Raw genomic sequence first — 25732 nt, 5'->3', positions numbered from 1 at the left:
CGGCTTGTCTTTCCTGGCGGAGAGTCGGGCCCGAAGGTTGGGCCCGCGAGTTGGGCCGACCGTGGCACAGAGGGGTTAACGAAGCCTCATGCGGCTACTGCCCCGGGGCTGCGGCATTGCGGCCGGCCAGAAGCACGCTGATCGTGTAGGCGGTCTTCGGCTCCAGCGCGGCCAGCAGCGCACCGGCGGCGTCCGGGCGCATCCGGCCAAGGAAGCCGGCGGCAAAGTCGGGCGCCATCTCCTCGAACAGCGGCGCCGCGTCCTTGGGCTTCATCGCCTCATACATCGCGGTCAGCCGCGCAACATCATCCTCCGCCGCCTCATCCGCCAGGGTCAGGGTCGCGGCGAGTCGGTCCTCGGCGGCAACCAGATCGGCGATCTTCTGGTCGATCTGCGCAGAGGCGACAGAAATCGCCTGCGCGCGGTCGTCCAGTTCCGCTTCGCGGGCAGCGAGGCGCGCAGCGCGCTCACCCAGCGCCTCCAGCAGGGCCGCGACATCGTCGGGCGGCGCGCAGGTCTCGGGGTCGATGATCACCTCGGCATCGGCGGTGCGCGCAATGGCAATGGCGCCCTCGCCCAGCCGTATCAGCCCCGATCCGGCGAAGAGCGCGACAATCACCACCAGCGCGCCGCGTCCTTGCCGGTGCCGGGGCCGGCGCGGGGCGGCCTTGCGGGTCATTCCGCCGCCTCGAGGCTGTCATGCCGCACGCGCCGCCGCACCACCCGCAGCCGGCGTGCGCCGCGCTCGTCCATCCCCGGCTCTGGCAGGTCGTGCATCGAGGCGAGCAGAAGCTCCAGCCGTTCCGCCACCTGTTCCGCGCGGCGCGTCCGGCCCTCCAGAGCTTCGGCAGAGGACGTCGCGGCCCCCCGCGCCCGGTCCAGCGCGCGGGTCATGTCATCGACCTGCGCCGACAACACCGCAATGGCGCCGCCCATGCCGCTTTCCAGCCGGGTGAAGGCCGCAAGCCGGCGCGAGAGCACGAGGCAATATGCCGCAGCCCCCAATGCGCCAGCGCCCAGCAGGATATCCGCGATCAGCTCCATCCCCTCCCCCTTCAGTTCAGCACGAATTCGGTGACGAGGAAGTCGCGCACCCGCCCCTCGCCCGCGACGATCTGCACCCGGCGCAGCATCTGCGCCCGCAGCCGGATCAACGCCGTCGGGTCTTCGAGATCGCGTACATCGACCGCCCGCAGATAGCCGTTCAACACGTCGAGGATCCGCGGCATCAGCAGGGTGACCTCATCCTCATGCGTCGTGGTGACCTCGACCTGCGCGGTGAAGCGCAGATGCCGGGCGCTGCCGCCCTGCCCCAGCGAGATCACCATCGGGGCAATCGGCACGAAGGCGATGTCGGGCAGGGGCTCCAGCTCCGGCTCCTCCGCATCCGCCGTCGCGGGGGCGCCGAACAGCAGGCCGGCATAGACGGCATAGAACCCGCCGCCCCCCAGCAGCAGCGCGAGCACCAGCCCGATCAGCAGCGGCAGCTTCGACTTGCGGGCAGGTGGTTGGTCTTCGGCCAGCGGCTCTGACATGGCGGTCCCCGGTTCATCCGATGCCGCCCATCTAGCCTGAAGGTCACTAACCGATTGTTAAGTCGCACCAACGCAAGATCAGCCGCGACGATTGGGCAGAAGTCCGGCCATGGAGGTGAGTCTTGCAGCAGCTGGTTGCCCTGTGGCAGTCCCTTGAAACCTCTCGGCGCGTGGTGGTTGCGGGGGCGACGATTGCGACGTTCGCCGCCGTGCTGATGCTGTCGGGGCTGGCAGGGGGGCGACCCTCGATGGCGCTGCTCTATGCGGGGCTTGAGGGGCGCGGCGCCGCCGAGGTGATCGTGGCGCTCGATGCCCGCTCGGTGCCCTATGAGGTGCGGGGCGACGCGATCTATGTCCCGGCGACGGAGCGTGATTCGCTGCGCATGGCGCTGGCGGGTGAAGGGCTGCCCGCCACGGGCGGAGCGGGCTACGAACTCCTTGATTCTCTGTCGGGGTTCGGCACCACGGCGCAGATGTTCGACGCCGCCTATTGGCGCGCGAAGGAAGGCGAGCTGGCCCGCACCATCGTCGCCTCCCCGCAGATCCGCACCGCGCGCGTGCATCTGGCAGTGCCGACCGGCCAGCCCTTCCGCCAGGACCGCCGGCCCAGTGCCTCTATAGCCGTCACCACCGGAACCGGGGCGCTGGCCCCGGCCCATGCCAAGGCGCTGAAATTCCTCGTCGCCTCGGCCGTGACCGGGATGACGCCCGAGGATGTCTCGGTGATCGACGCCGACAGCGGCACCGTCATCGCCGGGGATGACGGCACGCCCGCCCAGAACGGCGAGGACCGCGCCGCCGCGATCAAGCGAAATGTCGAGAGATTGCTGGAGGCCCGCGTCGGCTATGGCCGCGCCGTGGTCGAGGTTTCGGTGGAAACCGTCACCGAGAGCGAGGCGATCACCGAACGGCGCTTTGACCCGCAGGGCCGGGTGGCGATCTCGACCGAGACCGAAGAGCGTAGCAATACCGCCAAGGACAGCAAGGCCGGCGCGGTCACCGTCGCCTCCAACCTGCCGGACGGAGACGCGGCTTCGGGCGGCGATTCGCAAAGCTCGGAGAGCGAGACCCGCGAGCGCACGAATTTCGAGGTGTCGGAAACCACCCGCGAAGTGCTGCGCAGCCCCGGCGCGATCCGGCGGCTGAGCGTGGCGGTGCTGGTGGACGGGGTTCAGGTCACGGATGCCGCGGGCGCCACGACCTGGCAGCCCCGCCCCGAGGAGGAAATCGCGCTTCTGCGCGAACTTGTGTCCTCGGCCGTCGGCCTCGACGAGGAGCGGGGGGACACCCTCACCTTGCGCTCGCTGCCCTTCGAGGCGCCCGCCGAGGCAGGGACCGAGGCCACCGGAGGCCTGTTCACCCTGCCGCCGCTCGACGTGATGCAGCTGGCGCAGCTTCTGGTGCTGGCGATGGTGGCACTGGTGCTTGGCCTCTTCGTGCTGCGCCCGATCCTGACCAGCACGCGCGCCCGGCAACCCGCCGCGCTGCCCGCACCCGCCAGCCCGCCTGCGCTGACCGGCGAGATCGACGAAGGCGAGTTCTCCCCCGACCTGGCCATGATGTCCGGCTTTGGCGATGCGGGCGGGCTGCCGGCGCTTGGCACGGCCTTCCCGATGGCAACGGCCAGCGCCGACAAGGCCGATGATCCCGTCGCCCGCCTGCGTCGCCTCATCGCCGAGCGGCAGGAGGAGACCGCCGAGATCCTGCGCAGCTGGATGGAAGAGCCCGATGAGGAGAAGGTCTGATGTCCCGCCGCCTGCAGCTCGAGGAGTTCGATTTCGCCAGCAAGCCAGCCGCCCCCGTGCCCGCCCCGGACCAGCTTGCCGCCGAGGTGGAGGCGCAGACCGAAGCCGGGCTCGCGGCCTTCGATCAGGGCTATGCCGCCGGCTGGGACGATGCCGTCGCCGCCCAGGATGCCGAGATCACCAAGCTGCGCGGCGATCTGGGGCGAAACCTCCAGGCGCTGTCCTTCACCTATCACGAAGCGCGGGCGCATCTGTTGGGCGCGCTGGAGCCGCTGCTGACCGACATGACCGGCAAGGTGCTGCCCGCCATCGCGCGGCAAAGCCTCGGCGCCGTGGTGCTCGACGCCCTGCGCCCGATGGCCGAGGCCCTGTCCGAAGCCCCGGTCGAGGTGGTGCTGCACCCCGCCAGCCGGGGGACGGTCGAGGCGATGCTGACCCGCGGCGCGGCGCCGCCCTTCCGGATCACCGAGGAGCCATCCCTTGGCGAGGGGCAGGTCTATCTGCGCCTTGGCCGGACCGAGCGGCAGGTCGATCTTGATGGCGTCGTGACGGCCATCGAGGCCGCGATCGCCGCCTTCTTCCAACCCCCTGCAGAGGAGACAGCCGATGGATGACCCCACCCCCGGCCCCGGCGCCAGCCCCTTCACCCAGATCCCGATCGAGATCACCATCTCTGTCGGCAAGGCGCGGCCGCTGCTGCGCGACCTGCTGCGGCTGAAGCGCGATGCGGTGCTGCCGCTCGACCGCCGGGTGGAGGATCCGGTGGAGCTCTATGTCGGCGACAAGCTGATCGCCCGCGGCGAGCTGACCGAGCTTGACGGCGATCAGGCCGGCCAGCTGGCCGTGCGCCTGACCGAGGTCGCCGACCTGCAGAACGGGCTTTGACCGTGGGCCAGCGCTTTGCCTATGCGGTGCTTCTGGCAGGCTCGGTCGCGGCGCTTCTGCTCGGCGTCACCGCGGCCGGCGCGCAGGAGCTGACCCTGTCGCTTGGCGAGGAGGGCACCCTCACCGGCCGGTCGATCCAGCTTCTGGCGCTGATCACCGTGCTCAGCCTCGCGCCCGGGCTGGCGATCATGATCACCTGTTTCCCGTTCCTGGTGACGGTGCTGTCGATCCTGCGCCAGGCCATCGGCCTGCAGCAATCCCCGCCCAACATGCTGATCGTCAGCCTGGCGATGTTCCTGACATGGTTCATCATGGAGCCGGTCTTCACCGAGGCCTGGGCGGCCGGTGTCCAGCCGGCGATAGACGGCTCCCTGCCGCTGGATCAGGCCTTCACCCGCGCCATCGCGCCCTTCCGCGGCTTCATGGGCAACCGCATCGACGGCGAGACCTTCGCCGCCCTTGCCGCCCTGCGCCCCCCCGCCGGCACCGGCACAGAACCGGCGGCCGCGCCGCTTTCACTGCTGGTCCCGTCCTTCCTGCTGTCCGAGATCCAGCGCGCCTTCGAGATCGGATTCCTGATCTACCTGCCCTTCCTGATCATCGATCTCGTGGTCTCGGCGGTGCTGATGTCGATGGGGATGATGATGGTCCCCCCCGCCATTGTCTCGATGCCCTTCAAGCTGGCGTTTTTCGTGGTCGCGGATGGCTGGGCGCTGATCTCGGGCGCGCTGGTCCGCAGCTATTTCTGATGGCCGCACCTGCCTCTGAACACCTCACGCAATATGCACAAAAGCTTGCTTGCCGCCGCATCGCCAACGGTTTCTCACGGTTTGTTAAAGCCTTGCGGGCTAGCGTGCCGAAACATCGAAGAGGGAGTCTGCTGATGCCAATCTGCGAAGCACCGCTGCACATGCTCCGGATCGGGGCGATTCTGCTGGGGCTTCTGGGCCCCGCACCGGCCCTGGCCGAACAGGGCGTCACCGCAGACGAGGTCCGCTTCGTTCAGATCGCGGCGATGACCGGCTCGGCCGCCAGCCTCGGAACCGGAATGCGACAGGGGATCGAGGCGGCCTTCGCCGAGGCCAATCGCGCGGGCGGGGTGCATGGCCGGATGCTGCGCCTCGACACGCTGGATGACGGCTACGACCCCTCCCTCTCGGTGCCGGTGCTGCGCGACGTGCTGCACCAAGATGCCCAGATCGCCCTGATCGGCGCGACCGGCACCCCGACGATGGCCGCGATGCAGCCCCTGACCACGGCGGCGGGGCTGCCGGTGATCGGCCCCTTCACCGGCGCGACCTTCCTGCGCGACCCCGAGCTTGGCAATGTCTTCAACCTCCGGGCCAGCTATGCCGCGGAGGCCGAGGAATGGGCGAGGCTGCTGGTGGATGACCGCGGGCTGGATCGGATCGCGATCCTCTATCAGGATGACAGTTTCGGCCGCGCCGGGCAAAGCGGGCTGGTCGCGGCGCTGCAGCGCCGTGGCATGGAGCCGGTGGCCGAAGGCACCTACATGCGCGGCACCCTCGCCGTGAAAGCGGCGCTGATCGACATCCGCAGGGCAAAGCCGCAGGCGGTCGCACTGGTCGGGCTGTCGCTGCCGCTCAGCGAATTCATCCTGACCTCGCACAGCCTCGAGTTCAATCCGGTGTTCATCAGCATCTCCTTCGGTGCCGATGATATTGCGGCCGAACTCGGCTCTGCAGGGGCGGGGCTGATCGTGACGCAGATCATGCCGTTCCCCCAGGACTCCGCCGCCCCGACGGCGGCGGTCTTTCGCGCCGCGCTGGCGGCCCATGATCCGGCGCTGCAGCCCGGTTTCGTCAATTTCGAGGGCTACCTGACCGGCCGACTTGCCATTGTCGCGCTGGAAGCCGCGGGCCCGGCCCTGAGCCGCGAGCGCTACCTTGAGGCGCTGCGTAGCCTGCGCGAGGTGGATCTCGACGGCCTCACGCTGACCTTTTCCCCGACCGACAACCAGGGCCTCGACCGAGTGTTCCTGACCGAGATCGACCCCGACGGGAACATCGTGGCGATGACCGGCGGCTGAAACCGCTTCCCGAGAGACCCAGACCTTCCCGCGCCCCCCCTAGTTCGACAGGACACGACAGATGCACAGCATAATGGGCAAAATTCTCGGCAGCATTGCCACCAAGATCGCGGGGATCGTGCTGGCCCTTACGGGGCTCGTCGCGACTGCCGTCGGTGTGGGCTTCGTGGTCTTCAGTTCGGTGTCGCAGGACATGACCTTCCTGGCCGAGGAACAGATCCCTGCCTTGCGGGTCGGGACCGAGCTGAACGCCAACGCCTCTGCGCTGCATGACGCGCTGGTGGACATGCTGCTGGCCCCCGATACCGGCACGCTCGATCGGGCGGCGCAGGCCGCCGATGCCAGCGCCGACACGCTGGCAGGGCTGATGCAGCGCCTGCCAGCCGAAGCGGCCGCCGCGCTCAAGGACGACGCGGGCGCGATGCGCTCGGCCCTGAAGAACCTGCGCGCCGCGCGCCTGCGGGAGTTTGGCAGCGAAGCGGCCATCAACCGTGCCCAGGCCGAAGTGGAGGCACTTTTCTACGCGGTGGGGATCACCCTCACCGAACAGGCCGACAACGCTTTCTTCGACGCGGCCATCGCCGCCGAAATCGAGGCCGCCGACCGGGCCCAGCCCGCGACGCCTGGCGGGGTCCGGCCCGCTGCCAGGCTGCCGGAAACCTCTGACGTGCAGAATGCGATCTTCTGGATCCGCGCCTCCGACGACCTGAACCTCGCCGTGAAAGGGTTCTATGCCAGCGCGCTCGAGGCGGGGCTGGCAGAGGACGATGCAGAGCTCGCCATCGTGCAGGACCGGCTGGAAAGCGCCGCAGCCACGATCGACCGGCTGTCCCGCTCCGGCGACATGTCAGCAAGCCTGCCCGAACTGGCCGCATTGGAGGCCCTCGCCGGCTTCGTCGATCCGGTGACCGGCATCGTGAACCAGCGTCGCGAGATCCTGGCGGCCCGGCACGCCGCGCATCAACTGGCCGAAGACGCCACCCTGCGTGTCGCCGAAATCGAGGCCTTCGCCGACACGGACTCGACGGCAAGGCTGCAGCAGATCGCCCTCGACAGCCGCGAGATCGAGGCCGATGCCACCGAGGCGACGATCTGGATGCAGGGGCTGGCCCTTGCCAGTCTGCTGATCGTTGCCCTTGCCGGCGCGCTGGTCACCTGGGTGATCGTGAAGCCGCTGCTCGCCGTCAGCCGGGCGACCACGCGCCTGTCCACCGGCGATCTGACCGCGCTGGACGGGATGCGGCGGCACGGCGGCGAAATCGGCCAAATGCTCCGCGCCCTGGGCGTGTTCCGCGACGGCATCATCGAACAGCGCCGGTTACAGGCCGAGGAGGCCCTGGCCCATGCCGAGCGCGACGCCGAGCAGCGCCAGGCCGCCGAGGCGGAGCGGCGGCGCGAGATCCAGGAGCGTGAGCGCACGGCAGAGCAGGAACGGCTGGACCGGGCCCGGGAAGCCGCGCAAGCGACACAGCGCGACGCCATGCGTGACGCGGTGGAGCGAGAGCGCCAGATCAGCGCCGCCGCCCAGGACCGCGTCGTCACCGCGCTGGCGGACGGGCTGCGCCGCCTGGCCGATGGCGACCTGCGCGTGGCGATCGACCAGCGCTTCGAGGACAGCTATGACCAGCTGCGCATCGACTTCAACGCCGCGGTCGCCTCGCTCGCCACCGCCATCGGCGACATCCGCGACTCTGCCCTGTCGATCCACGCCGGGTCGGGCAGCATCGCGGCGGCGGCCGAGGACCTGTCGCGCCGCACCGAACAGAGCGCCGCGACGCTGGAGCAATCGGCGGCCGCGCTGACCGAACTGACGGCTGCCGTCGGATCGGCCGCACAGGGCGCAGGGCAGGCGGACCAGACCGTCATGCAAGCCCGTCAGAGCGCCGAGCGCAGCAATGTGGTGGTCAAGGATGCGATTGCCGCGATGGATGAGATCAAGCAATCCTCCAGCCGGATCTCGGGCATCATCGACGTGATCGACGACATCGCCTTCCAGACCAACCTTCTGGCACTCAATGCCGGCGTCGAGGCCGCCCGCGCCGGTGAGGCTGGTCGCGGTTTTGCGGTGGTCGCCTCGGAAGTGCGCGCCCTCTCGCAGCGGTCTTCAGAAGCCGCGCGCGAGATCAGCGCGCTGATCGCCGACAGCAGCCGCCATGTCGGCCGCGGCGTCGATCTGGTGAACCAGGTGGGCGCCTCCCTGCACCTGATCGTCGGGTCGATCACCAGCATCTCGGAGAACGTCTCGGCGATTGCCGCCTCGACCCGCGAGCAATCGACCGGAATCTCCGAAATCAACATCGCTGTCAGCCGTCTGGACCAGAGCACCCAGCAAAATGCCGGGATGGTGGAAGAGACCACAGCCGCCAGCCGCGACCTGACCGGCGAGGCCGAGGCACTGACCCAGATCATCCACCGCTTCACCGTCGAGACGGGGCCGCGCAGTCGATCCGCGGGTGATCAGGGCGGGGACGTCCTCGCCGCGTGATGGTTGCGGGCTTCGCTTCGCTTCAGCGGCTCGGAATGGAGGATCGCGCGGAAGGCGGGCAATCTCTTGGCGCCGCAGGCGAGAGCGATTCTCGCGACCGCTGAGAGACACCTGAACCGCCCAGGGCCGTTGACTTGGCCGGTGTCGTTGGCCTGCCCGGTATCGTTGCCTTGGCCAGTATCGTCGAGCGGACAAGCCGAGGGTGGGCCAAGTGTATTGGGCCATAGAGAAGTCTGCCGAGCGTGGATTTCATCTATCCCGATCCGGTGGAAAAGGGGGTGGGCTCCGCCCCACCGTGGTTTTCGCCCCGCCCCGCCTGCCGCGGAATGCTCAGCCCCAGACCAACCCGACCAAGCCCAACGCCATCCCCAGCAGCAGCAGTGTTTCCAGCCCGATCACCGCAAAGCCCTGCATCCCGGCGGCGAACATCTCTTTCAGCGAGGTCTTGACCCCCAGCGCCGCAATCGCGGTCAGCAGCAAGAAGCGCGAGGCCTCGTTCACCGCCTCGAGGATCAGCAGCGGGATCGGCAGCAGGTTGCGCACAAGCATCAATCCAACGAACAGCAGCACAAACCAGGGCAACCCGGCGCCGCCCCGCGCCTCGTTGCGGAAGGCTAGGCTGACGACCATCAGCACCACCGGCAGCATCGCTACCCGCAGCAGTTTGGTGAAGGTGGCGATATTGCCCGCCTCCTCGCCGATCGAGTAGCCGGCGCCGACCACCTGCGCCACGTCATGCACCGTGGCGCCGATCAGCCAGCCGCTTTGCACCTCGCTGAGGCCCAGCGCGGCAAACAGCACGGGGTAGAGCACCATCGCGACGGTGGACAGCGCCGTGACCCCGACAACGGTGAACAGCACATCCTGTTCGGACAGGTGGCGCCGCGGCAGCACCGCAGCAATCGCCAGCGCGGCCGAGGCGCCGCAGATAGCCACCGACCCGCCGGTCAGCAGGCCGAAGGCCAGCGAGCGGCCGAACATCCGCGCGATCAGGACCCCCGCCCCCAGCGTCAGCAACAGCAGCCCGGCCGCGCCCAGCACCGCGACCAACCCCAGATCGGCGATATCGCCGAAGGTCAGCCGCAGGCCCAGCAGGCCGACACCCAGCCGCAGTACGGTCTGCGAGCTGAGCGCGATGCCCGGCGTGGCGCGCGGATCCGCGGCCATGAAGTTGAAGGCCATCCCCAGCAGCAGTGCGAACAGCATGGCCGGGGCGCCGTAATGCTCGGACAGGAAGCTTGCCGCGAAAGCGATGGTGACCGCGAGCAGCAGCCCGCCCTTCACCTCGCCAAACCAGGCGCGGGCAAAGGGGCGCGTCGGCAGGGGATCGGGGGGGCTCATGGGTGCCGCGCCTCGATGCCTGGGAGGGTCGGGACCGGGCCGCGCGTGCGGAAAGGATGATGCATGGCGGCGCCCTCGATCGTGCAGGCCGGACAGTCGCGCAGCAGGGGCGCGAAGGCAAACCCGAAAAGTCGGGCAAGACCCCAGCGGATCAAGGCCGCGGAGTGACCGGACCCGCCCGGCAAAGGGAGCCATGGCAGGACCGCCGCCCTGGCCATCCGTCAGCGCCAGATCGGCCCCAGTGGCCGACACGCCGCCGCCTGAGGCTCAGAAACCGGGCCTCAGAAGTCCCAGTCCGCATCCTCGGTCGCCACCGCCTTGCCGATGACATAGCTGGAGCCGGAGCCTGAAAAGAAGTCGTGGTTCTCATCGGCATTGGGCGACAGCGCCGCCAGGATCGCCGGGTTCACGTCACAGACCTGCGCGGGGAACAGCGGCTCGTAGCCAAGGTTCATCAGCGCCTTGTTGGCGTTGTAATGCAGGAACTTCTTCACATCCTCGGTCAGCCCGACGCTGTCATAGAGCTCGGCGGTATAATGCTGCTCGATGTCGTAAAGGTCGAACATCAGCGAGAAGGCGAAGTCCTTGGCCTCCTGCCGCCTGGCCTCGGGCAGCCGCTCCAGGGCGCGCTGATACTTGTAGCCGATGTAATAGCCATGCACGGCCTCATCCCGAATGATCAGGCGGATCAGGTCGGCAGTGTTGGTCAGCTTGCCGCGACTGGACCAGAACATCGGCAGGTAGAAGCCTGAATAGAACAGGAAGCTCTCCAGGAACACGCTGGCGACCTTGCGGTGCAGCGGGTCGGCGCCGGCGGCGTATTCATCGAGGATCAGCGTCGCCTTGCGCTGCAGATGCGGGTTTTCCTCGGACCAGCGGAAGGCATCGTCCACCTCGGCCGTCGAGCACAGCGTCGAGAAGATCGACGAATAGCTGCGCGCATGGACCGCCTCCATGAAGGCGACGTTGGACAGCACCGCCTCTTCATGCGGGGTGGCGGCATCGGCCATCAGCGTCGGCGCGCCCACGGCGTTCTGCACGGTGTCGAGCAGCGTCAGGCCGGTGAACACCCGGATCGTCAGCTGCCGTTCGGCGGGGGTCAGCGTCGCCCAGCTTTGCACATCATTGGACAGCGGCACCTTTTCGGGCAGCCAGAAGTTGCCGGTCAGCCGGTTCCAGACCTCCAGATCCTTGTCGTCCTCCAGCCGGTTCCAGTTTACCGCGCGCACGGCGGCGCGCTTTGGCATCATGTCTTTCATTGTCAGCCTCACAGGGAACAGGAAACGCAGCCCTGCACCTCGGTCCCCTCAAGGGCCATCTGGCGCAGGCGGATGTAGTAGATCGTCTTGATCCCGGCTTTCCAGGCCTTGATCTGCGCGCGGTTGATGTCGCGCGTGGTCGCGGTGTCGCGGAAGAACAGCGTCAGCGACAGGCCCTGATCGACATGGCGGGTGGCGGCGGCATAGGTGTCGATGATGGCATCCGGCCCGATCTCATAGGCGTCGCGGTAGAATTCGAGGTTGTCGTTGGTCATGAACGGCGCCGGGTAATAGACACGGCCGATCTTGCCCTCTTTGCGGATCTCGATCTTCGAGGTGATCGGGTGGATCGAGGAGGTGGAGTTGTTGATGTAGCTGATCGACCCGGTCGGCGGCACCGCCTGCAGGTTGCGGTTGTAAAGGCCATGCTCCATCACCGCCGCCTTCAGCGCGGTCCACTCCTCGCGCGTCGGCACCGGGATGCCGGCGTTCGCGAACAGCTCCGTCACGCGCGGGGTTTCGGGCTGCCAGTCTGCATTGACATAGCCGTCAAAGAAACTGCCATCGGCGTAGCGCGAATTCTCGAAGCCCCGGAAGCTGTGGCCACGCTCGCGCGCCAAGGCGTTCGAGGCGCGCAGGCAATGGAACAGCACCGTGCAGAAGTAGATATTGGTGAAGTCGATGCCCTCGGCGCTGCCATAATGGATGCGCTCTCGCGCCAGATAGCCGTGCAGGTTCATCTGGCCAAGGCCGATGGCGTGGCTTTCATCATTGCCGCGCCGGATCGAGGGCACCGAATTGATTGCCGACATGTCCGACACCGCCGTCAGCGCCCGCACCGCCGTTTCCACCGTGCCGCCCAGATCGCCGCCATCCATCGCCGCGGCGATGTTCAGCGAGCCGAGGTTGCAGGAAATGTCAGTGCCCAGATGGTCGTAGGACAGATCGTCATGGTAGCTGCTGGCCTCGTTCACCTGCAGGATTTCCGAACACAGGTTCGACATGCTGATCCGCCCCGCCACCGGGTTGGCGCGGTTCACCGTGTCCTCGAACATGATATAGGGGTAGCCGCTTTCGAACTGGATCTCGGCAAGGATCTGGAAGAACTCGCGCGCCTTGATCTTGGTCTTGCGGATGCGCGGGTCATCGACCATTTCGGCATATTTCTCGGTGACGGAAATCTCCGAGAACGCCGTGCCATAGACCTTCTGCACGTCATGGGGCGAGAACAGGTACATATCCTCGTTCCGCTTGGCCAGATCGAAGGTGATGTCGGGGATCACCACGCCCAGGCTGAGCGTCTTGATGCGGATCTTCTCATCCGCATTCTCGCGCTTGGTGTCGAGGAAGCGCAGGATGTCGGGGTGATGCGCGTTCAGATAGACCGCCCCCGCCCCCTGCCGCGCGCCCAGCTGGTTGGCATAGCTGAAGCTGTCCTCCAGCAGTTTCATCACCGGGATGACCCCCGAGGACTGGTTGGCGATGCCCTTGATCGGCGCGCCGGACTCGCGGATGTTGGTCAACATCAGCGCCACGCCGCCGCCGCGCTTGGACAGCTGCAGCGCGGAATTGATGCCGCGGCCGATGCTTTCCATGTTGTCTTCGATGCGCAGCAGGAAGCACGAGATCAGCTCACCCCGCTGCTTCTTGCCGGCGTTGAGGAAGGTCGGCGTCGCGGGCTGGAAGCGGCCGGAAATCATCTCGTCCATCAGCTGCAGCGCCAGCGCCTCGTCGCCTTGGGCAAGGGTCAGCGCGACCATGACCACGCGGTCCTCGTAGCGTTCGAGATATCGTTTCCCGTCAAAGGTTTTCAGGGTGTAGCTCGTGTAATACTTGAAGGCGCCAAGGAAGGTCTGGAAGCGGAACTTGCGGGCATAGGCAGCATCGAAGATCTGGCGCAGGAAGGCCGGGTTGTAGCGGTCCAGCATCTCGGGCTCGTAATAGCCTTCGCGGCGCAGGTAGCCGAGCTTCTCTTCAAGGCTATGGAAGAACACGGTATTCTGGTTGACGTGGTTCAGGAAATAGGCCCGCGCCGCCATGCGGTCGGCCTCGAACCGGATCTGGCCGTTCTCGTCATAAAGGTTCAGCATCGCGTTCAGCGCATGGGGATCCAGCGCGCCGGCGGTTTCGGGTTCGGGGGTCACGGAACGGTCGAGCATTGGTCTCTCCAGTAGGCGGCGATCCCGTCGCGGACGCGGGCCACATCGGTCTCGGTTCCCGCAAGTTCAAAGCGGTAGAACAGCGGCACGGCGCATTTCTTGGCGATGACGTCGCCGGCATGGGCGTAGAAGCGGCCAAAGTTGCGGTTGCCGCCGGCGATGACGCCGCGCAGCAGGACGCGGGCGCCAGCATCGTTCAGGAAGCGGATCACCTGCTTGGGCACAGCGCCGCCGCCATCGTTATCGGCATAGGTGGGGGTGATCAGCAGGTAGGGCTGTGTCGGCACCGGCAGTGGCTCTGCGGCACGAATGCCGATCCGCTGCGCCGGCAGGCCAATCCGCTCGACGAAGCGCGCGGTATTGCCCGAGGCCGAGGAGAAGAACACGAGCCCCGCCATGCCCCCGCTCTCAGCAGAGCGCGCCGATCTTGTCGGGGCGGAAGCCGGCCCAATGATCGCCGCCCGCCACCACCACCGGCACCTGCCGGTAGCCAAGCGCGGTGACGCGGTCCAGCGCCTCGGCGTCTTCGGAAAGGTCGATGACGCTGTAATCGATCCCGCGCTGGTCGAGCGCGCGATAGGTGGCCACGCATTGCACGCAGGAAGGTTTGGAATAGACGGTGACGGTCATGGTTCTGCTCCGGTTCGGACGGCACGGAGACAGGCGGAAACGGCGCCGCGGCACGCGCGACGGACCATCCCTACCGGGCCCTCCGCCCGTGGCTGATATCGGTTCAGGGTCGGTCTTCTGACTCGCGGGTCGCGGCCTTGGCCTGCCTTCCCGGTTTCCCAGTGGCGTTGTTGGCCTTGGCTCGCCGCTTACAGCTGCGGGGGCAGTGCCGGGCTTGCACCGGCTTCCCATGCCTTACCCCTAGCGGGGATCAGCACCTTGAACACAACATATAGTATCGGCTGAGCCGCGAGTGTCCAGAGGGAACGTTTCAGAAACATGACGAAGGGGACAATATTTGTCCCGAGCAAAAGCCGCGGCCACCGTCCGGCGCCGCAGCCTGCAAGCTTCAGACGGCGGGCTTCAGATGGCGGGCTTCGCCGGGGCTGCGCGCTTGGTGGCGGGCTTCTTGGCCGGCTTCTTCGGCTCTGCCGCCTTCTGGGCCTTCTCGGCCGCCTCGTATTGCAGGCGGGCGGTGCGCAGCTTGGCGGTCTTCGCCTCGCGCGCCGCAGTGGCGTCATCGGTCAGCGCACGCACGGCAAGGGTCACGGCATCGGCATTGAACCGCGGACGAGCGGCGGGAGTGAAGACTTTTTCAACGCGGATCAGATCATCCATGGTCATCTGTCGTCCTTTCAGAACGAGGGCCCCGGATCCCTGAGGCGCCCGGTTCGCGCCGCAAAGCACGCATGGGCAAAAGCAGGATCAGAGGCGGGCACGGGCCAAGGCGGGTCGCCTTTGTCGGCGAAAAGCCGGCCGTTGCCATCGGGGAAGGGACAGGTCGCAATCAGGTGCAGGCACAATCCCATACACAAGAAGTAAGCATTCGCAGGCCCCGGCACAAGAGCAAAGCCCGAATGCACCTGGGCAGCCTGCCTCAGTCGTCCATCTTCAGGGCCGAGATGAAGGCCTCTTGCGGAATCTCCACCTTGCCGAACTGGCGCATCTTCTTCTTGCCGGCCTTTTGCTTGTCCAGCAGCTTGCGCTTGCGGGTGGCGTCGCCGCCATAGCATTTGGCGGTCACGTCCTTGCGCATCGCCGACAGCGTCTCGCGCGCGATCACCCGCCCGCCGATGGCTGCCTGGATCGGGATCTTGAACATGTGCCGCGGGATCAGGTCTTTCAGCTTTTCCACCATCGCCCGGCCGCGCATCTCGGCCCGGTCGCGGTGCACCATCATCGACAGCGCATCCACCGGCTCGTCATTGACCAGGATCGACATCTTCACCAGGAAATCCTCGCGGTATTCGCTGATCTGGTAGTCGAAGCTGGCATAGCCCTTGGTGACCGACTTCAGCCGGTCGTAGAAGTCGAACACCACCTCGGCAAGCGGCAGGTCATAGACCGCCATCGCCCGGCTGCCGGCATAGGTCAGGTCCAGCTGGATGCCGCGGCGATCCTGGCAAAGCTTGAGCACATCGCCCAGATACTCGTCCGGCACCATGATCGTGGCCTTGATCCGCGGCTCCTTGATATGGTCGACAAAAGTCAGGTCGGGCATGTCGGCGGGGTTGTGAAGATCCTTCACCTCGCCATCCTTCATATGCAGCTTGAACACGACCGAGGGCGCGGTGGTGATGAGGTCAAGGTCATATTCCCGCTCCAGCCGGTCGCGGATCACCTCGAGATGCAGCAGCCCAAGGAAGCCGCAGCGGAAGCCGAAGCCAAGCGCGGCCGAGGTTTCCATTTCCGAGCTGAACGAGGCATCGTTCAGCGACAGCTTCTCGATCGCCTCGCGCAGCGGCTCGAAATCATTGGCATCGACCGGGAAGAGGCCACAGAACACCACCGGCTGCGCAGGCTTGAAGCCCGGCAGCGCCTCGAGGCATTGGCGGCGTTCATGAGTGATGGTGTCACCCACCCGCGTGTCGCGCACCTGCTTGATCGACCCGGTCCAGATGCCGATCTCGCCCGGCCCAAGCTCGGCGATGTCCACCATCTGCGGCTTCAGCACCGCCAGCTTGTCCACCCCGTAAACGGCGCCGGTCTGCATCATCTTGATGCGGTCGCCCTTGCGGATCATCCCGTCCATGACCCGGATCATGACGACGACGCCAAGGTAGCTGTCATACCAGCTGTCGACCAGCATCGCCTTCAGCGGTGCATCGCGGTCGCCCTTGGGCGCCGGCAGGCGGGTCACGATCGCCTCCAGCACATCGGGGATGCCAAGGCCGGATTTGGCGGAAATCGGGATCGCCTGGCTGGCGTCGATGCCGATCACATCCTCGATCTGCTCCTTCACCCGCTCGGGCTCAGCGGCGGGCAGGTCGATCTTGTTCAGCACCGGCACGATCTCATGCCCGGCATCGATGGCCTGATAGACGTTGGCCAGCGTCTGCGCCTCAACCCCCTGCGAAGCGTCCACCACCAGCAGCGAGCCCTCGACGGCGCGCATCGAGCGGCTGACTTCATAGGCGAAGTCGACATGGCCGGGGGTGTCGATCAGGTTCAGGATATAGGTCTTGCCGTCCTTGGCCGGATACTCGATCCGCACGGTGTTGGCCTTGATGGTGATGCCGCGCTCGCGCTCGATATCCATGCTGTCGAGCATCTGCGCCTTCATGTCGCGCGCGGCGACCGTCCCCGTCAGCTGGATCAGCCGGTCGGCGAGGGTGGATTTGCCGTGGTCGATATGCGCCACGATCGAGAAGTTGCGGATCTGGGAAAGCTCGGTCATGCGGGCCATATGAGCGGGTTTGCCGCGGCGGTCAAGCGGGGCTGCGCGCCCTTGCGCGGTTGACGTTTGGCCCGGGCCGCGGGATGCAGGGGCAAGCAGGGCACAAAGGGGGCGACAATGATCCTGAACATACCCGAAATGAGCTGCGGCCATTGCCGCGCCGCGGTCGAGGCGGCGGTGGCCGGGGTGGACGCCGGGGCCCGCGTAACGGTCGATCTGGCCACGCGGCGGGCCGAGATTGTGACCAGCGCGGCGCCAGAGGCGGTGATCGCGGCACTGGCGGCGGCGGGATATGCGGCGGCGCCGGCTGGGTGACCCCATATCCGGGGGTCCTCGCGTGCCGCGCCACCACCCGCTGCGCCGGGCGGTCAATTCGGCGCAACCCCTCGCCAGAGATTGAAAAATCCGCTGCGAATCGGCATAGTTGCGCCAATGACAAAGGGCGCCGCAGACCCGATCAGGCCGGGCAAACCGGCAGCGGCGCCGGGATTGAAGGGCAGTGACATGACCAGAACCACCCTGCTTGCGGCTGCGCTGGCCGCGCTTGTTGCCGGGCCCGCTGCCGCGGGGCCGATCTCTTCCGCCTGCCTCGCCTCGGGCCGGGCGCAGGCGACGCAACAGCTTTGCGGCTGCATCCAGCGCGTCGCCGACCAGACCCTGTCGCGCGCCGATCAGCGCGCCGCCGCCAAGTTCTTCCGCGACCCGCATCAGGCCCAGGAAGTGCGCCAGTCCTCCCGCCCGCGGGATGAGGCGTTCTGGCTGCGCTACCGCGACTTCGGCGCAAATGCCGAGGCCTATTGCGGCTGACCCTGTGAGCGCGCCGCAAAAGATCGTGGTGCTGACCGGCGCCGGCATCTCTGCCGAAAGCGGCATTGCCACCTTCCGCGCCGCGGACGGGCTCTGGGAGCAGCACCGGATCGAGGACGTGGCGACCCCCGAAGGCTTCGCCCGCGATCCCGCCCTCGTTCACCGCTTCTACAACGCCCGCCGCGCCGCGGCTGCCAGCGCCGCGCCCAACGCCGCCCACAAGGCGCTGGCCCGGCTGCAGGCGGCGGGGCGCCACGATCTGCTCATCGTCACCCAGAATGTCGATGACCTGCATGAGCGCGGCGGCGCCTCAAGCGTCCTGCACATGCATGGCAGCCTCGCCGGCGCGCTCTGCGCAGACTGCGGCCACCGCTGGCCCGCCCCCGCGGTCATGGCCCAAGAAGACCCCTGCCCCGCCTGCCATGCAGCCGCGACCCGCCCAGATATCGTCTGGTTCGGCGAGATCCCCTATCACATGGACCGGATCTGGGGCGCGCTGCGCGAGGCCGACCTCTTCGTCTCCATCGGCACCTCGGGCCAGGTCTATCCCGCCGCCGCCTTCGCCCAGGACGCCGCCCGCGCTGGCGCGCAGACGCTGGAGCTGAACCTCGACCCCTCCGCCCTCACGGCCGAATTCGACGAGGCCCGCCAGGGCCCCGCCACCAGACTCGTCCCCGCCTGGGTCGATAGCCTGCTGGCGTAACGCCCCTTCCCCTTTGCCTTTTCCAAATATCCTCGGGGGGCGCGGGGGGCAGAAGGCCCCCCGCCTTTACTATTGGGGCGGGGCAGACAGCCCCCCGGCGCCGGCCCTTGGCGCAGCCTCAGTTACTGGGCGCGCCCATCTGCATCTTGCCCTGCATCTGGCCATGCATCGGCTTGCGCTCCAGATCCACCGGCACCTCGACCACCACCTCCCCCGCCGTCTCGAAGGTCAGCGTCACCGGGATGATGTCGCCCTGCGCCAACGGCCGGGTCAGGCCGAGGAACATCACATGATCGGCCCCCCGCTGCAGGGCATGGCTGCCGCCCGCCGGGATCACGAAGCCCTCCGGCACCTCGATCATCTGCATCACGCCATTGGTATCGGCGATGTGGGTGTGCAGCTCCACCCGCTCAGCGATATCGGCGCTGGCCGAAACCAGCCGGTCATCGGCGGTGGAGTGGTTCTCGATCACCATGAAGGCCGCGCCAGAGGCCGACATCATGGTGGACGACCGCGCATAGGGGTCGATCACGGTGATCGCGCCCTCGGCCAGGGCAAGGCCCGGCAGCATCAGCGAGGACAGAAGGGCAGCAACCGCCGCAGCGGATTTGAACATGGGAACGCGCATGGCGTGACTCCTTGAAAAGCATGGGTCTGAAAGCGGTGAAGCGTCAGACCGTGGCCGGAGGCGCGCGGGCGTTGGCGGCAGGGGCGCTTTGCGAGGCGGCGGCCTGGCCCGGCGGCAGCGCCGCCCGCTCGGTCCGGCCCTCGCGCTGCGGCAGCACCACCGGCGGCAGGTCCATCGCCGCGAAGAAGGCCAGCACCATGTCGGGGCACAGATGCGCGGGGCCGACCGGGTTGCCCTGCGCATCCAGTTCGATGGTGACGAAGCCGTCGCCCGAACAGATCACCACCGCCTCGCCGGCCCGCGTCTGGCCGCGGGCGGTGGCGAGCGACTGGCTCGTCAGCCCCAGCAGCAGCGCCAGCAGCAGCATAAGGACGGTGTGGGCGGGACGCCTGATCATGCTCGCATCCTAGCGGGCGGCGCGGCGGCCGGGAAAGCGGCATAATGCAGCAGCCGCAAATGCAAACGGCCCCGCCGAAAGGCAGGGCCGCGTAACATCAGACGATCGCCAGGATCAGGCCGCGGCCGAGGCCTGGGCCTTCGCGATGTCTTTCTTGATCTTCAGGGCCTTGGTGGACAGGTCCTCGTCCTTGGCCTTGGCCAGGAACGCATCCAGCCCGCCACGGTGATCGACAGACCGCAGCCCGGCCGCCGAAATGCGCAGCCGGAACGACTGGCCCAGCACGTCCGAGATCAGCGTGAGTTCGTTGAGGTTGGGCAGGAAGCGGCGACGCGTTCTGTTGTTCGCGTGGCTCACGTTGTTGCCCGTCATCGGGCCTTTCCCGGTCAGTTCGCAAACGCGCGACATCGTTTCATCCTTCGTTTCCCGGGTCGTTGCCACAAGGGCAGAGCGGCCCGCATCATACCATAAAGGGGCGCCTCACGCGGGTGCCCCGAATTCCGTTCGCGCCAACTACGGGCAAAGATGGCGGGCGTCAAGCGATTCATCCGCCCGCGATGCGGGAAAGGTCATCCGCCCGTGCTGCCGGAAAGGCCAGCGCAAAGCGGCGGGCGCCTTCGGGGGTGAAGGCGATCACCCGGCTGCCGGGGCTGCGCCGCGCCCAGTCCTTCGCCTCGATCGCCAGCAGGAAGGCGCGGCCGAGCCTGCCCCCCAGATGGCTGCGCCGCGCGCTCCAGTCAAGGCACTCGCGGCACAGCGGCGGGCGCGCGGCCTGCAGCGCCGCAAGGTCGATGCCGAAACCGGTGACAAAGCCCACGCCCTCCTCCGTCAGGCGCAGCCCCTCACCGGCGGCCAGAAGGAAGCCGCGCGCCACAAGGCTGTCATACATCTGCACCCCGCGCTCTCCGGCCAGATGGTTGTAGCAGACCCGGGCCTGCCGCAGCGCCGGATCGCGCGGCCCCGGCAGGCGCGCGGGGGCAGAGCCCGCCGAGAAGCGCATCAGTGCCTCAAGCAGCGCCGCAACCTCATCCGAGGCAAGCGCGAAATACTTGTGCCGCCCCTGTCTGCGCGGGGCAATCAGCCCGCCGCCCTCCAGCCGTGCCAGATGCGCGCTGGCAGTGGGCAGGCCGATCCCGGCCTCTGCCGCCAGTTCGGAAACGGTCAACGCCTGCCCGCGCATCAGCGCTGCCAGCATCCCGGCGCGGGCGGGATCGCCGATCAGCGCGGCGGTGCGGGAAATGTCGGGGCCTTCGGTCATGGTTCGATCATGGGCGAAGCATGGCGGCTGCGCAAGCAGCTAGTCTGAAGCCGCAACAAAAGGACTTCCCCATGCTCACCTGCGTGATCAGCTATCATATCGACCCGACCAAACAGGCCGAGTTTGCCGCCTATGCCCGCGCCTGGGGCCAGGCCATCCCGCGCTGCGGGGCCGGGCTGATCGGCTATTTCGCCCCGGCCGAGGGTTCCAGCACCTTGGCCTATGGCATCTATACCATCCCCAGCCTTGCCGCCTACGAGGCCTACCGCACCCGGCTTGCCGCCGATCCGTTGGGGAAGCAGAACTACGCCTTCGCCCAGCGCGAGAGATTCCTGCTGCGCGAGGACCGCACCTTCCTCCGCCTCGTCTCTGCCCCGCACGCGGACCCCGCGCCATGATCGCGGTGATCTTCGAGCTGGAGCCGGCCCCGGGGCAACGCGAGGCCTACCTGCACCATGCCGCAGCGTTGCGGGCAGAGCTGGAGGCGCTGCCCGGGTTCGTTTCGGTCGAGCGGTTCGAGAGCCTCAGCGCCCCCGGCAAGCTGCTGTCGCTGTCGTTCTTCACCGATGCGGCAGCGGTGGCCGCGTGGCGAAACCGCCCCGCACACCGACTTGCGCAGGCGGCAGGGCGCGCCGGGCTCTTCGCCGGCTACCGGCTGCGGGTGGCCGAGGTTCTGCGCGACTATGGGCTGGCGGAGCGCGAGCAGGCCCCGCCCGACTCGCGCGCCGCTCACCCCTGAGCCGCCTCCAACGCCGCCAGCACCTCGGCCGCGGCGCGGGAGGGCGCGGCGCGGCCCGCCTCGACCGCGTCACCGAGGGCGGCCATCCGGGCGCGCAGGCCCGCGTCCCGCTCCAGGCGCGCCAGCAGGCCCTGGCGCACCTCATCCTCAAACCAGGCGCGGGCCTGCTCGGCGCGCACCCGGGCGAAATGGCCATTGGCGCGGCGCCAGTCGGCCAGCGCCTTCATCTCGGACCATGCCGCGGCCAGCCCCGCCTCCTCCAGTGCGGACACCGGCAGCGCCTTGGGAAAGCCGTCCGGGTCCTGCACCCGCTTGCGCAGCAACCGCAGCGCCCCGGCATAATCGGCCACGGTGCGCAGGGCGGCGGGTTTCAGGTCGCCATCGGCCTTGTTCACCAGGATCAGGTCGGCAATCTCCATGATGCCACGCTTGACGCCCTGCAGCTCGTCCCCGCCGCCCGGGGCCAGCAGCAGCACGAAGAGGTCCGCCATCCCGGCGACCAGCGTTTCCGACTGGCCCACCCCCACCGTCTCGATCAGCACCACGTCGTAGCCCGCCGCCTCGCACAGCGTCACCGCCTCGCGCGAGCGCCGCGCGACGCCCCCCAGCTGCGCCTGGCTGGGCGAGGGCCGGATGAAGGCGCGCGGGTCGCGGGCAAGCCGGTCCATCCGGGTCTTGTCACCAAGGATCGACCCGCCCGAGCGGGCCGAAGACGGATCGACCGCCAGCACCGCCACGCGCAGCCCCTGCCCCGTCAGCATCATCCCGAAGGCCTCGATGAAGGTGGATTTCCCCACCCCCGGCGTGCCCGACAGCCCGATGCGCAGCGCCTGCCGCCCGGTCCCGGCCAGCGCATCCAGCAGATCGCCCGCCTCGGCCCGGTGGTCGGCGCGGCGGCTCTCCACCAGCGTGATCGCCCGCGCCAGAGCCCGGCGCTCGCCGCCCCTCACGCCGCGCGCCAGCTCTGCCACGTCAAGACCTGTCATCCGGCGCCCCTTCTGTTGCCGCCCATCATGCAAATGTCATGCCCTCATGCAACCACGAGGCTGCTAGCGGACTTGTCACTTAAGTTGACGGGCCTCGGGGTGTCTTGCCGCCCCAGCCCGGGATATGTCCAGAGTATCGGCCCCGCAACAGCGAGAATCCTCATGGCCCCTTTGCTCCACCGCTTTCTGCCCTCGCGGCCCGCTCTCGCCGCCTTCGCGCTGGCGCTGGCGGCCTTGCCGCTTGGGCCGCTGCCCGCAGCCGCCAACCAGACCGACAGCGCCATCTTCGATCTGCATCTGCGCGGGCTCAAGGCGGGAACGCTCTCTGTCTCGGGCGCGATCAACGGGTCGACCTATGCCGCCTCGGGCAAGCTGCAAAGCAGCGGCATCCTCGCCGCGATCAAGAAGATCAGCTATGACGCCAAGGTGTCGGGCAATGTCAGCGGCGCCCGCTATACCCCCCGCACCTATCAGGAGAAGGCCGACACCGGCAGCCGGCAGTCGGAATCGGTGATGGATTACAACGCCGGCGTGCCGCAGCTGAAGGTCTACAATCCCCCGCGCAAGCCTGAGGATCAGGATATCGACCCGGCCACGCAAGGCGGCACCGTCGATCCGATGACCGCCGCCTATGCCACCCTGCGCGACGTGCCCGAGGCCGAGGCCTGCCAGCTGTCCCTCACCCTCTTCGACGGCAAGCGCCGCAGCCAGGTGCAGCTTTCGAACCCGGAGATGCAGGGGGGCCGCATCACCTGCGCCGGCGAATACCGGCGGCTCGAGGGATTCTCGGCCAAGGACATGGCCGAGAAGACCCGCTTTCCCTTCCGGCTGATCTACAACCCCGCACAGAACGGCGTGCTGCGGGTGGGCGAGGTCCAGATGGATACGCTCTATGGCAAAGGCGTGCTGAAACGGCGATAAGGCCCCAATGATCGAAAGGCTTGTGATTGACCGGCTGCCGATAGACGAAGCGCTTCCCGCGCTGATCGCGGCCCTCCAGACGGAGGGCCGCTGCGTTCTTGTGGCCCCGCCCGGCGCCGGCAAGACCACCCGCGTGCCGCTGGCGATGCTGGAGGCGGGGCTGACCGCGGGCCGGATCGTGATGCTGGAGCCGCGCCGGCTTGCCGCCCGCGCCGCCGCCGAACGGATGGCGGCGACGCTCGGCGAGCCGGTGGGCCAGACCGTCGGCTACCGCATCCGCGGCGAGGCGAAGGTGTCCAAGGCGACCCGCATCGAGGTGGTCACCGAAGGCATCCTGACCCGGATGATCCAGTCCGATGCCGATCTGCCGGGCATCGGCGCGCTGATCTTCGACGAATTTCACGAGCGCAGCCTGAATGCCGATCTGGGGCTGGCGCTGGCGTGGGAGGTCCGGGGCGCGCTGCGCGAGGATCTGCTGCTGGTGGTGATGTCGGCGACGCTGGATGCAGGCCCCGTGGCCGCGCTGCTGGACGGCGCGCCGATGGTCCGCTCCGACGGGCGGGCCTTCCCGGTCGAAACCCGCTGGCTGCCGCGCCCGCTCGACCGCACGATGCGCTTCGAGCCCGCCGTGGCGGCGCTGGTGGCCGAGGCGGCAGCCGAGACCGAGGGCGGCATGCTGGTGTTCCTGCCCGGCGAGGGCGAGATCCGGCGGGTGGAGGGGCTGCTGCGCGGCCGCCTGCCCGCCGCCTGCACCGTGCATCCCCTCTTCGGCGCGATGGAGTTCGCGGCGCAGCGCGCGGCGATTGCGCCCGCCGCCTCGGGCCGCAAGGTCGTGCTGGCCACCGCCATCGCCGAAACCTCGCTGACCATCGAGGATGTGCGGGTGGTGGTCGATGGCGGCCGGGCACGGCGGGCGCGGTTCGATCCCGGCAGCGGCATGTCGCGGCTGGTGACCGAACGGGTGACGCGGGCCGAGGCCGAACAGCGCCGCGGCCGCGCGGGGCGGGTTGCGCCGGGCGTCTGCTACCGCATGTGGTCGCGCGGCGAGGAAGGCAGCCTCGCCGCCTTCCCCCCGCCCGAGATCGAGACGGCGGACCTTGCCGGCCTCGCACTGGAACTGGCGCTGTGGGGCGCCGCGCCCGAGGCACTGGCCTTCCTGACCCCGCCCCCCGGCCCGGCGCTGGCCGAGGCGCAGGCGCTGCTGGCGGGTCTCGGGGCGCTGGAGCACACCGCGCAGGGCTGGCGCATCACCCTGCATGGCCGCACCCTGGCGGCGCTGCCAACCCATCCCCGGCTGGCGCATATGCTGGCCGTCGCCGGGCCCTCGGCCGCGACGCTTGCCGCCCTTCTGGCCGAGCGCGACCCGCTGAAGGGCGCGCCGGTGGACCTGACCCTGCGGCTGGCGGCGCTGCGCGATCCCAAGGCCTTCGAGGCCGATCACGTCTGGCCGGTGAACCGCGGCACGGTGGAGCGGATCCGGGCCGAGGCGAAGCGGCTGGCGCGGATGGCGCCTGCGAACGACGGCAGCTTCACCCCCGCCGAGATGGCCGCGCTCGCCTATCCCGACCGCATTGGCCTGCGCCGCAAGGGCGAGGCGCCGCGCTACCTGCTGTCGGGCGGCAAGGGCGCGGTGCTGAAGGAGACCGACCCGCTGGCGCAATCGCGGCTGATCGTGGCGACGGATATGGACGGTGATGCGCGCGAGGCCGGGGTGCGGCAGGCGGTGGAGATCCGCGAACCCGCTCTGCGCCGCCTCTTCGCGGACCAGATCGCCTGGCACGACCATTGCGAATGGTCCCGGCGCGAGGGCCGGGTGCTGGCCCGGCGGCAGGAACGCCTCGGCCCGCTGGTGCTGGACGACCGCCCCTGGCCGGATGCGCCGCCCGAGGCCCTCGCCCGCGCTGCCCTGGACGGGCTCCGCCAGATCGGCCTGCCTTGGCATCCCCGCGCCGCCCGCCTTCGCGCGCGCATCGACCTGCTGCGCGAGGAGGGCGCGGACCTGCCCGAGATGACCGACGCCGCCCTGCTGGATAACGCCGAGGACTGGCTGCTGCCCTACCTCAGCGGCAAGCGCAGCGAGGGTGAGTTGCGAAACCTCGACCTGACCGAAGCCCTCAAGACCCTGCTCGGCTGGGACGGCCAGCAACTGGTGGACCGCCTCGCGCCCGAACATTTCGAAACCCCGCTCGGCCGCCGGGTGCCCATCGACTATGCCGGGGACGCGCCGGGGATCGAGATCCGCCTACAGGAAATGTTCGGCGTCACCGTGCATCCCGTCGTCGGGCCCAAACGCCGCCCGCTGCGCATCACCCTGCTGTCCCCGGGCGCCAAGCCGGTGCAGGTGACAATGGACCTGCCGGGCTTCTGGGCCAATACCTATGCCGAGGTCCGCAAGGACATGCGCGGCCGCCACCCGCGCCACCCCTGGCCCGAGGATCCGACCGTGGCCGAACCCACCCTGCGCGCCAAGCCGCGCGGCACTTAGGGC

At 68.4% G+C, this 25732-nt stretch carries 28 protein-coding genes and 1 riboswitch; of the genes, 13 read left to right on the top strand and 15 right to left on the bottom strand.

Going from position 1 to position 25732, the window contains the following annotated elements:
* Positions 1–94: 94 nt before the first annotated feature.
* From GVY41_RS14370 to GVY41_RS14360, 3 genes are read right to left on the bottom strand one after another with little or no spacing between them, the layout of a single operon-like run.
* The gene (locus GVY41_RS14370; protein ID WP_161347707.1) at positions 95–679 is read right to left on the bottom strand and encodes a MotE family protein; all 585 of its coding nucleotides are present in this window, start codon (positions 677–679) and stop codon (positions 95–97) included.
* Positions 676–1044: a DUF6468 domain-containing protein gene (locus GVY41_RS14365; RefSeq protein WP_161347708.1), complete on the bottom strand. Its 369-nt coding sequence runs from the start codon at positions 1042–1044 to the stop codon at positions 676–678. Before GVY41_RS14365 ends, GVY41_RS14370 begins: the two co-directional genes overlap by 4 nt.
* Before the next feature lie 11 nt (positions 1045–1055).
* On the bottom strand, positions 1056–1535 hold the full coding sequence (locus GVY41_RS14360) for a flagellar basal body-associated FliL family protein (RefSeq protein WP_161347709.1): 480 nt from the start codon (positions 1533–1535) through the stop codon (positions 1056–1058).
* A 122-nt stretch (positions 1536–1657) separates the two neighbouring features.
* On the opposite strand from GVY41_RS14360, the gene fliF reads away from it, so the two are divergent.
* The 6 genes from fliF to GVY41_RS14330 all read left to right on the top strand — a co-directional run bounded on the left by fliF (position 1658) and on the right by GVY41_RS14330 (position 8700).
* Complete coding sequence (gene fliF / locus GVY41_RS14355; protein ID WP_161347710.1) at positions 1658–3280, top strand: flagellar basal-body MS-ring/collar protein FliF; 1623 nt, start codon at positions 1658–1660, stop codon at positions 3278–3280.
* Positions 3280–3894 (top strand): FliH/SctL family protein, encoded by a 615-nt coding sequence (locus tag GVY41_RS14350; RefSeq protein WP_161347711.1) that lies wholly within the window; start codon positions 3280–3282, stop codon positions 3892–3894. The genes fliF and GVY41_RS14350 overlap by 1 nt, the downstream gene beginning before the upstream one ends.
* A complete protein-coding gene (locus tag GVY41_RS14345; RefSeq protein WP_161347712.1) occupies positions 3887–4165 on the top strand; it encodes a FliM/FliN family flagellar motor switch protein in 279 nt (92 codons plus the stop codon). The genes GVY41_RS14350 and GVY41_RS14345 overlap by 8 nt, the downstream gene beginning before the upstream one ends.
* Before the next feature lie 2 nt (positions 4166–4167).
* Positions 4168–4914, top strand: a complete 747-nt coding sequence (gene fliP / locus GVY41_RS14340; protein WP_373283310.1) for a flagellar type III secretion system pore protein FliP — start codon at positions 4168–4170, stop codon at positions 4912–4914.
* Between the two features lie 134 nt (positions 4915–5048).
* Positions 5049–6215: an ABC transporter substrate-binding protein gene (locus GVY41_RS14335; protein WP_229726073.1), complete on the top strand. Its 1167-nt coding sequence runs from the start codon at positions 5049–5051 to the stop codon at positions 6213–6215.
* Between the two features lie 61 nt (positions 6216–6276).
* On the top strand, positions 6277–8700 hold the full coding sequence (locus GVY41_RS14330) for a methyl-accepting chemotaxis protein (protein ID WP_161347713.1): 2424 nt from the start codon (positions 6277–6279) through the stop codon (positions 8698–8700).
* Positions 8701–9030: 330 nt separating this feature from the next.
* Here the strand turns inward: GVY41_RS14330 and GVY41_RS14325 are convergent, their stop codons facing one another.
* From GVY41_RS14325 to lepA, 7 genes are all read right to left on the bottom strand, one after another.
* Positions 9031–10041 (bottom strand): YeiH family protein, encoded by a 1011-nt coding sequence (locus GVY41_RS14325; protein ID WP_161347714.1) that lies wholly within the window; start codon positions 10039–10041, stop codon positions 9031–9033.
* Between the two features lie 281 nt (positions 10042–10322).
* Complete coding sequence (gene nrdF, locus GVY41_RS14320; RefSeq protein ID WP_161347715.1) at positions 10323–11300, bottom strand: class 1b ribonucleoside-diphosphate reductase subunit beta; 978 nt, start codon at positions 11298–11300, stop codon at positions 10323–10325.
* An 8-nt stretch (positions 11301–11308) separates the two neighbouring features.
* Positions 11309–13459 carry a class 1b ribonucleoside-diphosphate reductase subunit alpha gene (gene nrdE / locus GVY41_RS14315; protein ID WP_161347716.1) on the bottom strand — a complete coding sequence of 717 codons (2151 nt, stop codon included), beginning with the start codon at positions 13457–13459 and terminating at the stop codon, positions 11309–11311.
* Positions 13441–13857 (bottom strand): class Ib ribonucleoside-diphosphate reductase assembly flavoprotein NrdI, encoded by a 417-nt coding sequence (gene nrdI, locus GVY41_RS14310; RefSeq protein ID WP_161347717.1) that lies wholly within the window; start codon positions 13855–13857, stop codon positions 13441–13443. Before nrdI ends, nrdE begins: the two co-directional genes overlap by 19 nt.
* 10 nt (positions 13858–13867) lie before the next feature.
* The gene (nrdH, locus tag GVY41_RS14305) at positions 13868–14089 is read right to left on the bottom strand and encodes a glutaredoxin-like protein NrdH (protein WP_161347718.1); all 222 of its coding nucleotides are present in this window, start codon (positions 14087–14089) and stop codon (positions 13868–13870) included.
* A gap of 90 nt (positions 14090–14179) precedes the next feature.
* Positions 14180–14365, bottom strand: a riboswitch (cobalamin riboswitch).
* A gap of 126 nt (positions 14366–14491) precedes the next feature.
* Positions 14492–14752, bottom strand: coding sequence for a hypothetical protein (locus tag GVY41_RS14300; protein ID WP_161347719.1), 261 nt, complete (start codon positions 14750–14752; stop codon positions 14492–14494).
* A 253-nt stretch (positions 14753–15005) separates the two neighbouring features.
* On the bottom strand, positions 15006–16805 hold the full coding sequence (lepA, locus tag GVY41_RS14295; protein WP_161347720.1) for a translation elongation factor 4: 1800 nt from the start codon (positions 16803–16805) through the stop codon (positions 15006–15008).
* Between the two features lie 117 nt (positions 16806–16922).
* On the opposite strand from lepA, the gene GVY41_RS14290 reads away from it, so the two are divergent.
* The 3 genes from GVY41_RS14290 (at position 16923) to GVY41_RS14280 (ending at position 18315) form a co-directional block, all read left to right on the top strand.
* Positions 16923–17120 (top strand): cation transporter, encoded by a 198-nt coding sequence (locus GVY41_RS14290; RefSeq protein WP_161347721.1) that lies wholly within the window; start codon positions 16923–16925, stop codon positions 17118–17120.
* A 189-nt stretch (positions 17121–17309) separates the two neighbouring features.
* A complete protein-coding gene (locus tag GVY41_RS14285) occupies positions 17310–17612 on the top strand; it encodes a hypothetical protein (protein WP_161347722.1) in 303 nt (100 codons plus the stop codon).
* 4 nt (positions 17613–17616) lie between these two features.
* Complete coding sequence (locus GVY41_RS14280; protein WP_229726074.1) at positions 17617–18315, top strand: NAD-dependent deacylase; 699 nt, start codon at positions 17617–17619, stop codon at positions 18313–18315.
* Between the two features lie 118 nt (positions 18316–18433).
* Here the strand turns inward: GVY41_RS14280 and GVY41_RS14275 are convergent, their stop codons facing one another.
* The 4 genes from GVY41_RS14275 to GVY41_RS14260 form a co-directional block, all read right to left on the bottom strand.
* Complete coding sequence (locus GVY41_RS14275) at positions 18434–18943, bottom strand: copper chaperone PCu(A)C (protein WP_229726075.1); 510 nt, start codon at positions 18941–18943, stop codon at positions 18434–18436.
* 43 nt (positions 18944–18986) lie between these two features.
* Positions 18987–19340, bottom strand: a complete 354-nt coding sequence (locus tag GVY41_RS14270; protein WP_161347724.1) for a hypothetical protein — start codon at positions 19338–19340, stop codon at positions 18987–18989.
* Positions 19341–19454: 114 nt separating this feature from the next.
* Positions 19455–19748, bottom strand: coding sequence for a 50S ribosomal protein L28 (rpmB, locus tag GVY41_RS14265; RefSeq protein ID WP_161347725.1), 294 nt, complete (start codon positions 19746–19748; stop codon positions 19455–19457).
* Positions 19749–19884: 136 nt separating this feature from the next.
* Positions 19885–20598: an ArsR/SmtB family transcription factor gene (locus GVY41_RS14260; protein ID WP_161347726.1), complete on the bottom strand. Its 714-nt coding sequence runs from the start codon at positions 20596–20598 to the stop codon at positions 19885–19887.
* A gap of 71 nt (positions 20599–20669) precedes the next feature.
* Here GVY41_RS14260 and GVY41_RS14255 point away from each other — a divergent pair, with 71 nt between their 5' ends.
* The gene (locus tag GVY41_RS14255) at positions 20670–20996 is read left to right on the top strand and encodes an NIPSNAP family protein (RefSeq protein WP_161347727.1); all 327 of its coding nucleotides are present in this window, start codon (positions 20670–20672) and stop codon (positions 20994–20996) included.
* On the top strand, positions 20993–21337 hold the full coding sequence (locus tag GVY41_RS14250) for an antibiotic biosynthesis monooxygenase family protein (RefSeq protein WP_161347728.1): 345 nt from the start codon (positions 20993–20995) through the stop codon (positions 21335–21337). The genes GVY41_RS14255 and GVY41_RS14250 overlap by 4 nt, the downstream gene beginning before the upstream one ends.
* Here GVY41_RS14250 and meaB read toward each other — a convergent pair.
* Positions 21328–22323 carry a methylmalonyl Co-A mutase-associated GTPase MeaB gene (gene meaB / locus GVY41_RS14245; RefSeq protein WP_161347729.1) on the bottom strand — a complete coding sequence of 332 codons (996 nt, stop codon included), beginning with the start codon at positions 22321–22323 and terminating at the stop codon, positions 21328–21330. The genes GVY41_RS14250 and meaB overlap by 10 nt on opposite strands.
* 162 nt (positions 22324–22485) lie before the next feature.
* Between meaB and GVY41_RS14240 the strand changes: the two genes are divergently transcribed.
* Both GVY41_RS14240 and hrpB read left to right on the top strand, forming a co-directional pair.
* Positions 22486–23244, top strand: coding sequence for a DUF3108 domain-containing protein (locus GVY41_RS14240; protein WP_161347730.1), 759 nt, complete (start codon positions 22486–22488; stop codon positions 23242–23244).
* A gap of 22 nt (positions 23245–23266) precedes the next feature.
* Positions 23267–25729 carry an ATP-dependent helicase HrpB gene (gene hrpB, locus GVY41_RS14235; RefSeq protein ID WP_161347785.1) on the top strand — a complete coding sequence of 821 codons (2463 nt, stop codon included), beginning with the start codon at positions 23267–23269 and terminating at the stop codon, positions 25727–25729.
* Positions 25730–25732: the final 3 nt, after the last annotated feature.

The sequence above is a fragment of the Frigidibacter albus genome (assembly GCF_009908165.1).
GTDB classification, from domain to species: Bacteria; Pseudomonadota; Alphaproteobacteria; order Rhodobacterales; family Rhodobacteraceae; genus Frigidibacter; species Frigidibacter albus.
Note: the sequence above shows the minus strand (reverse complement) of the source record. Positions and strands in the feature narration are given on the sequence as shown.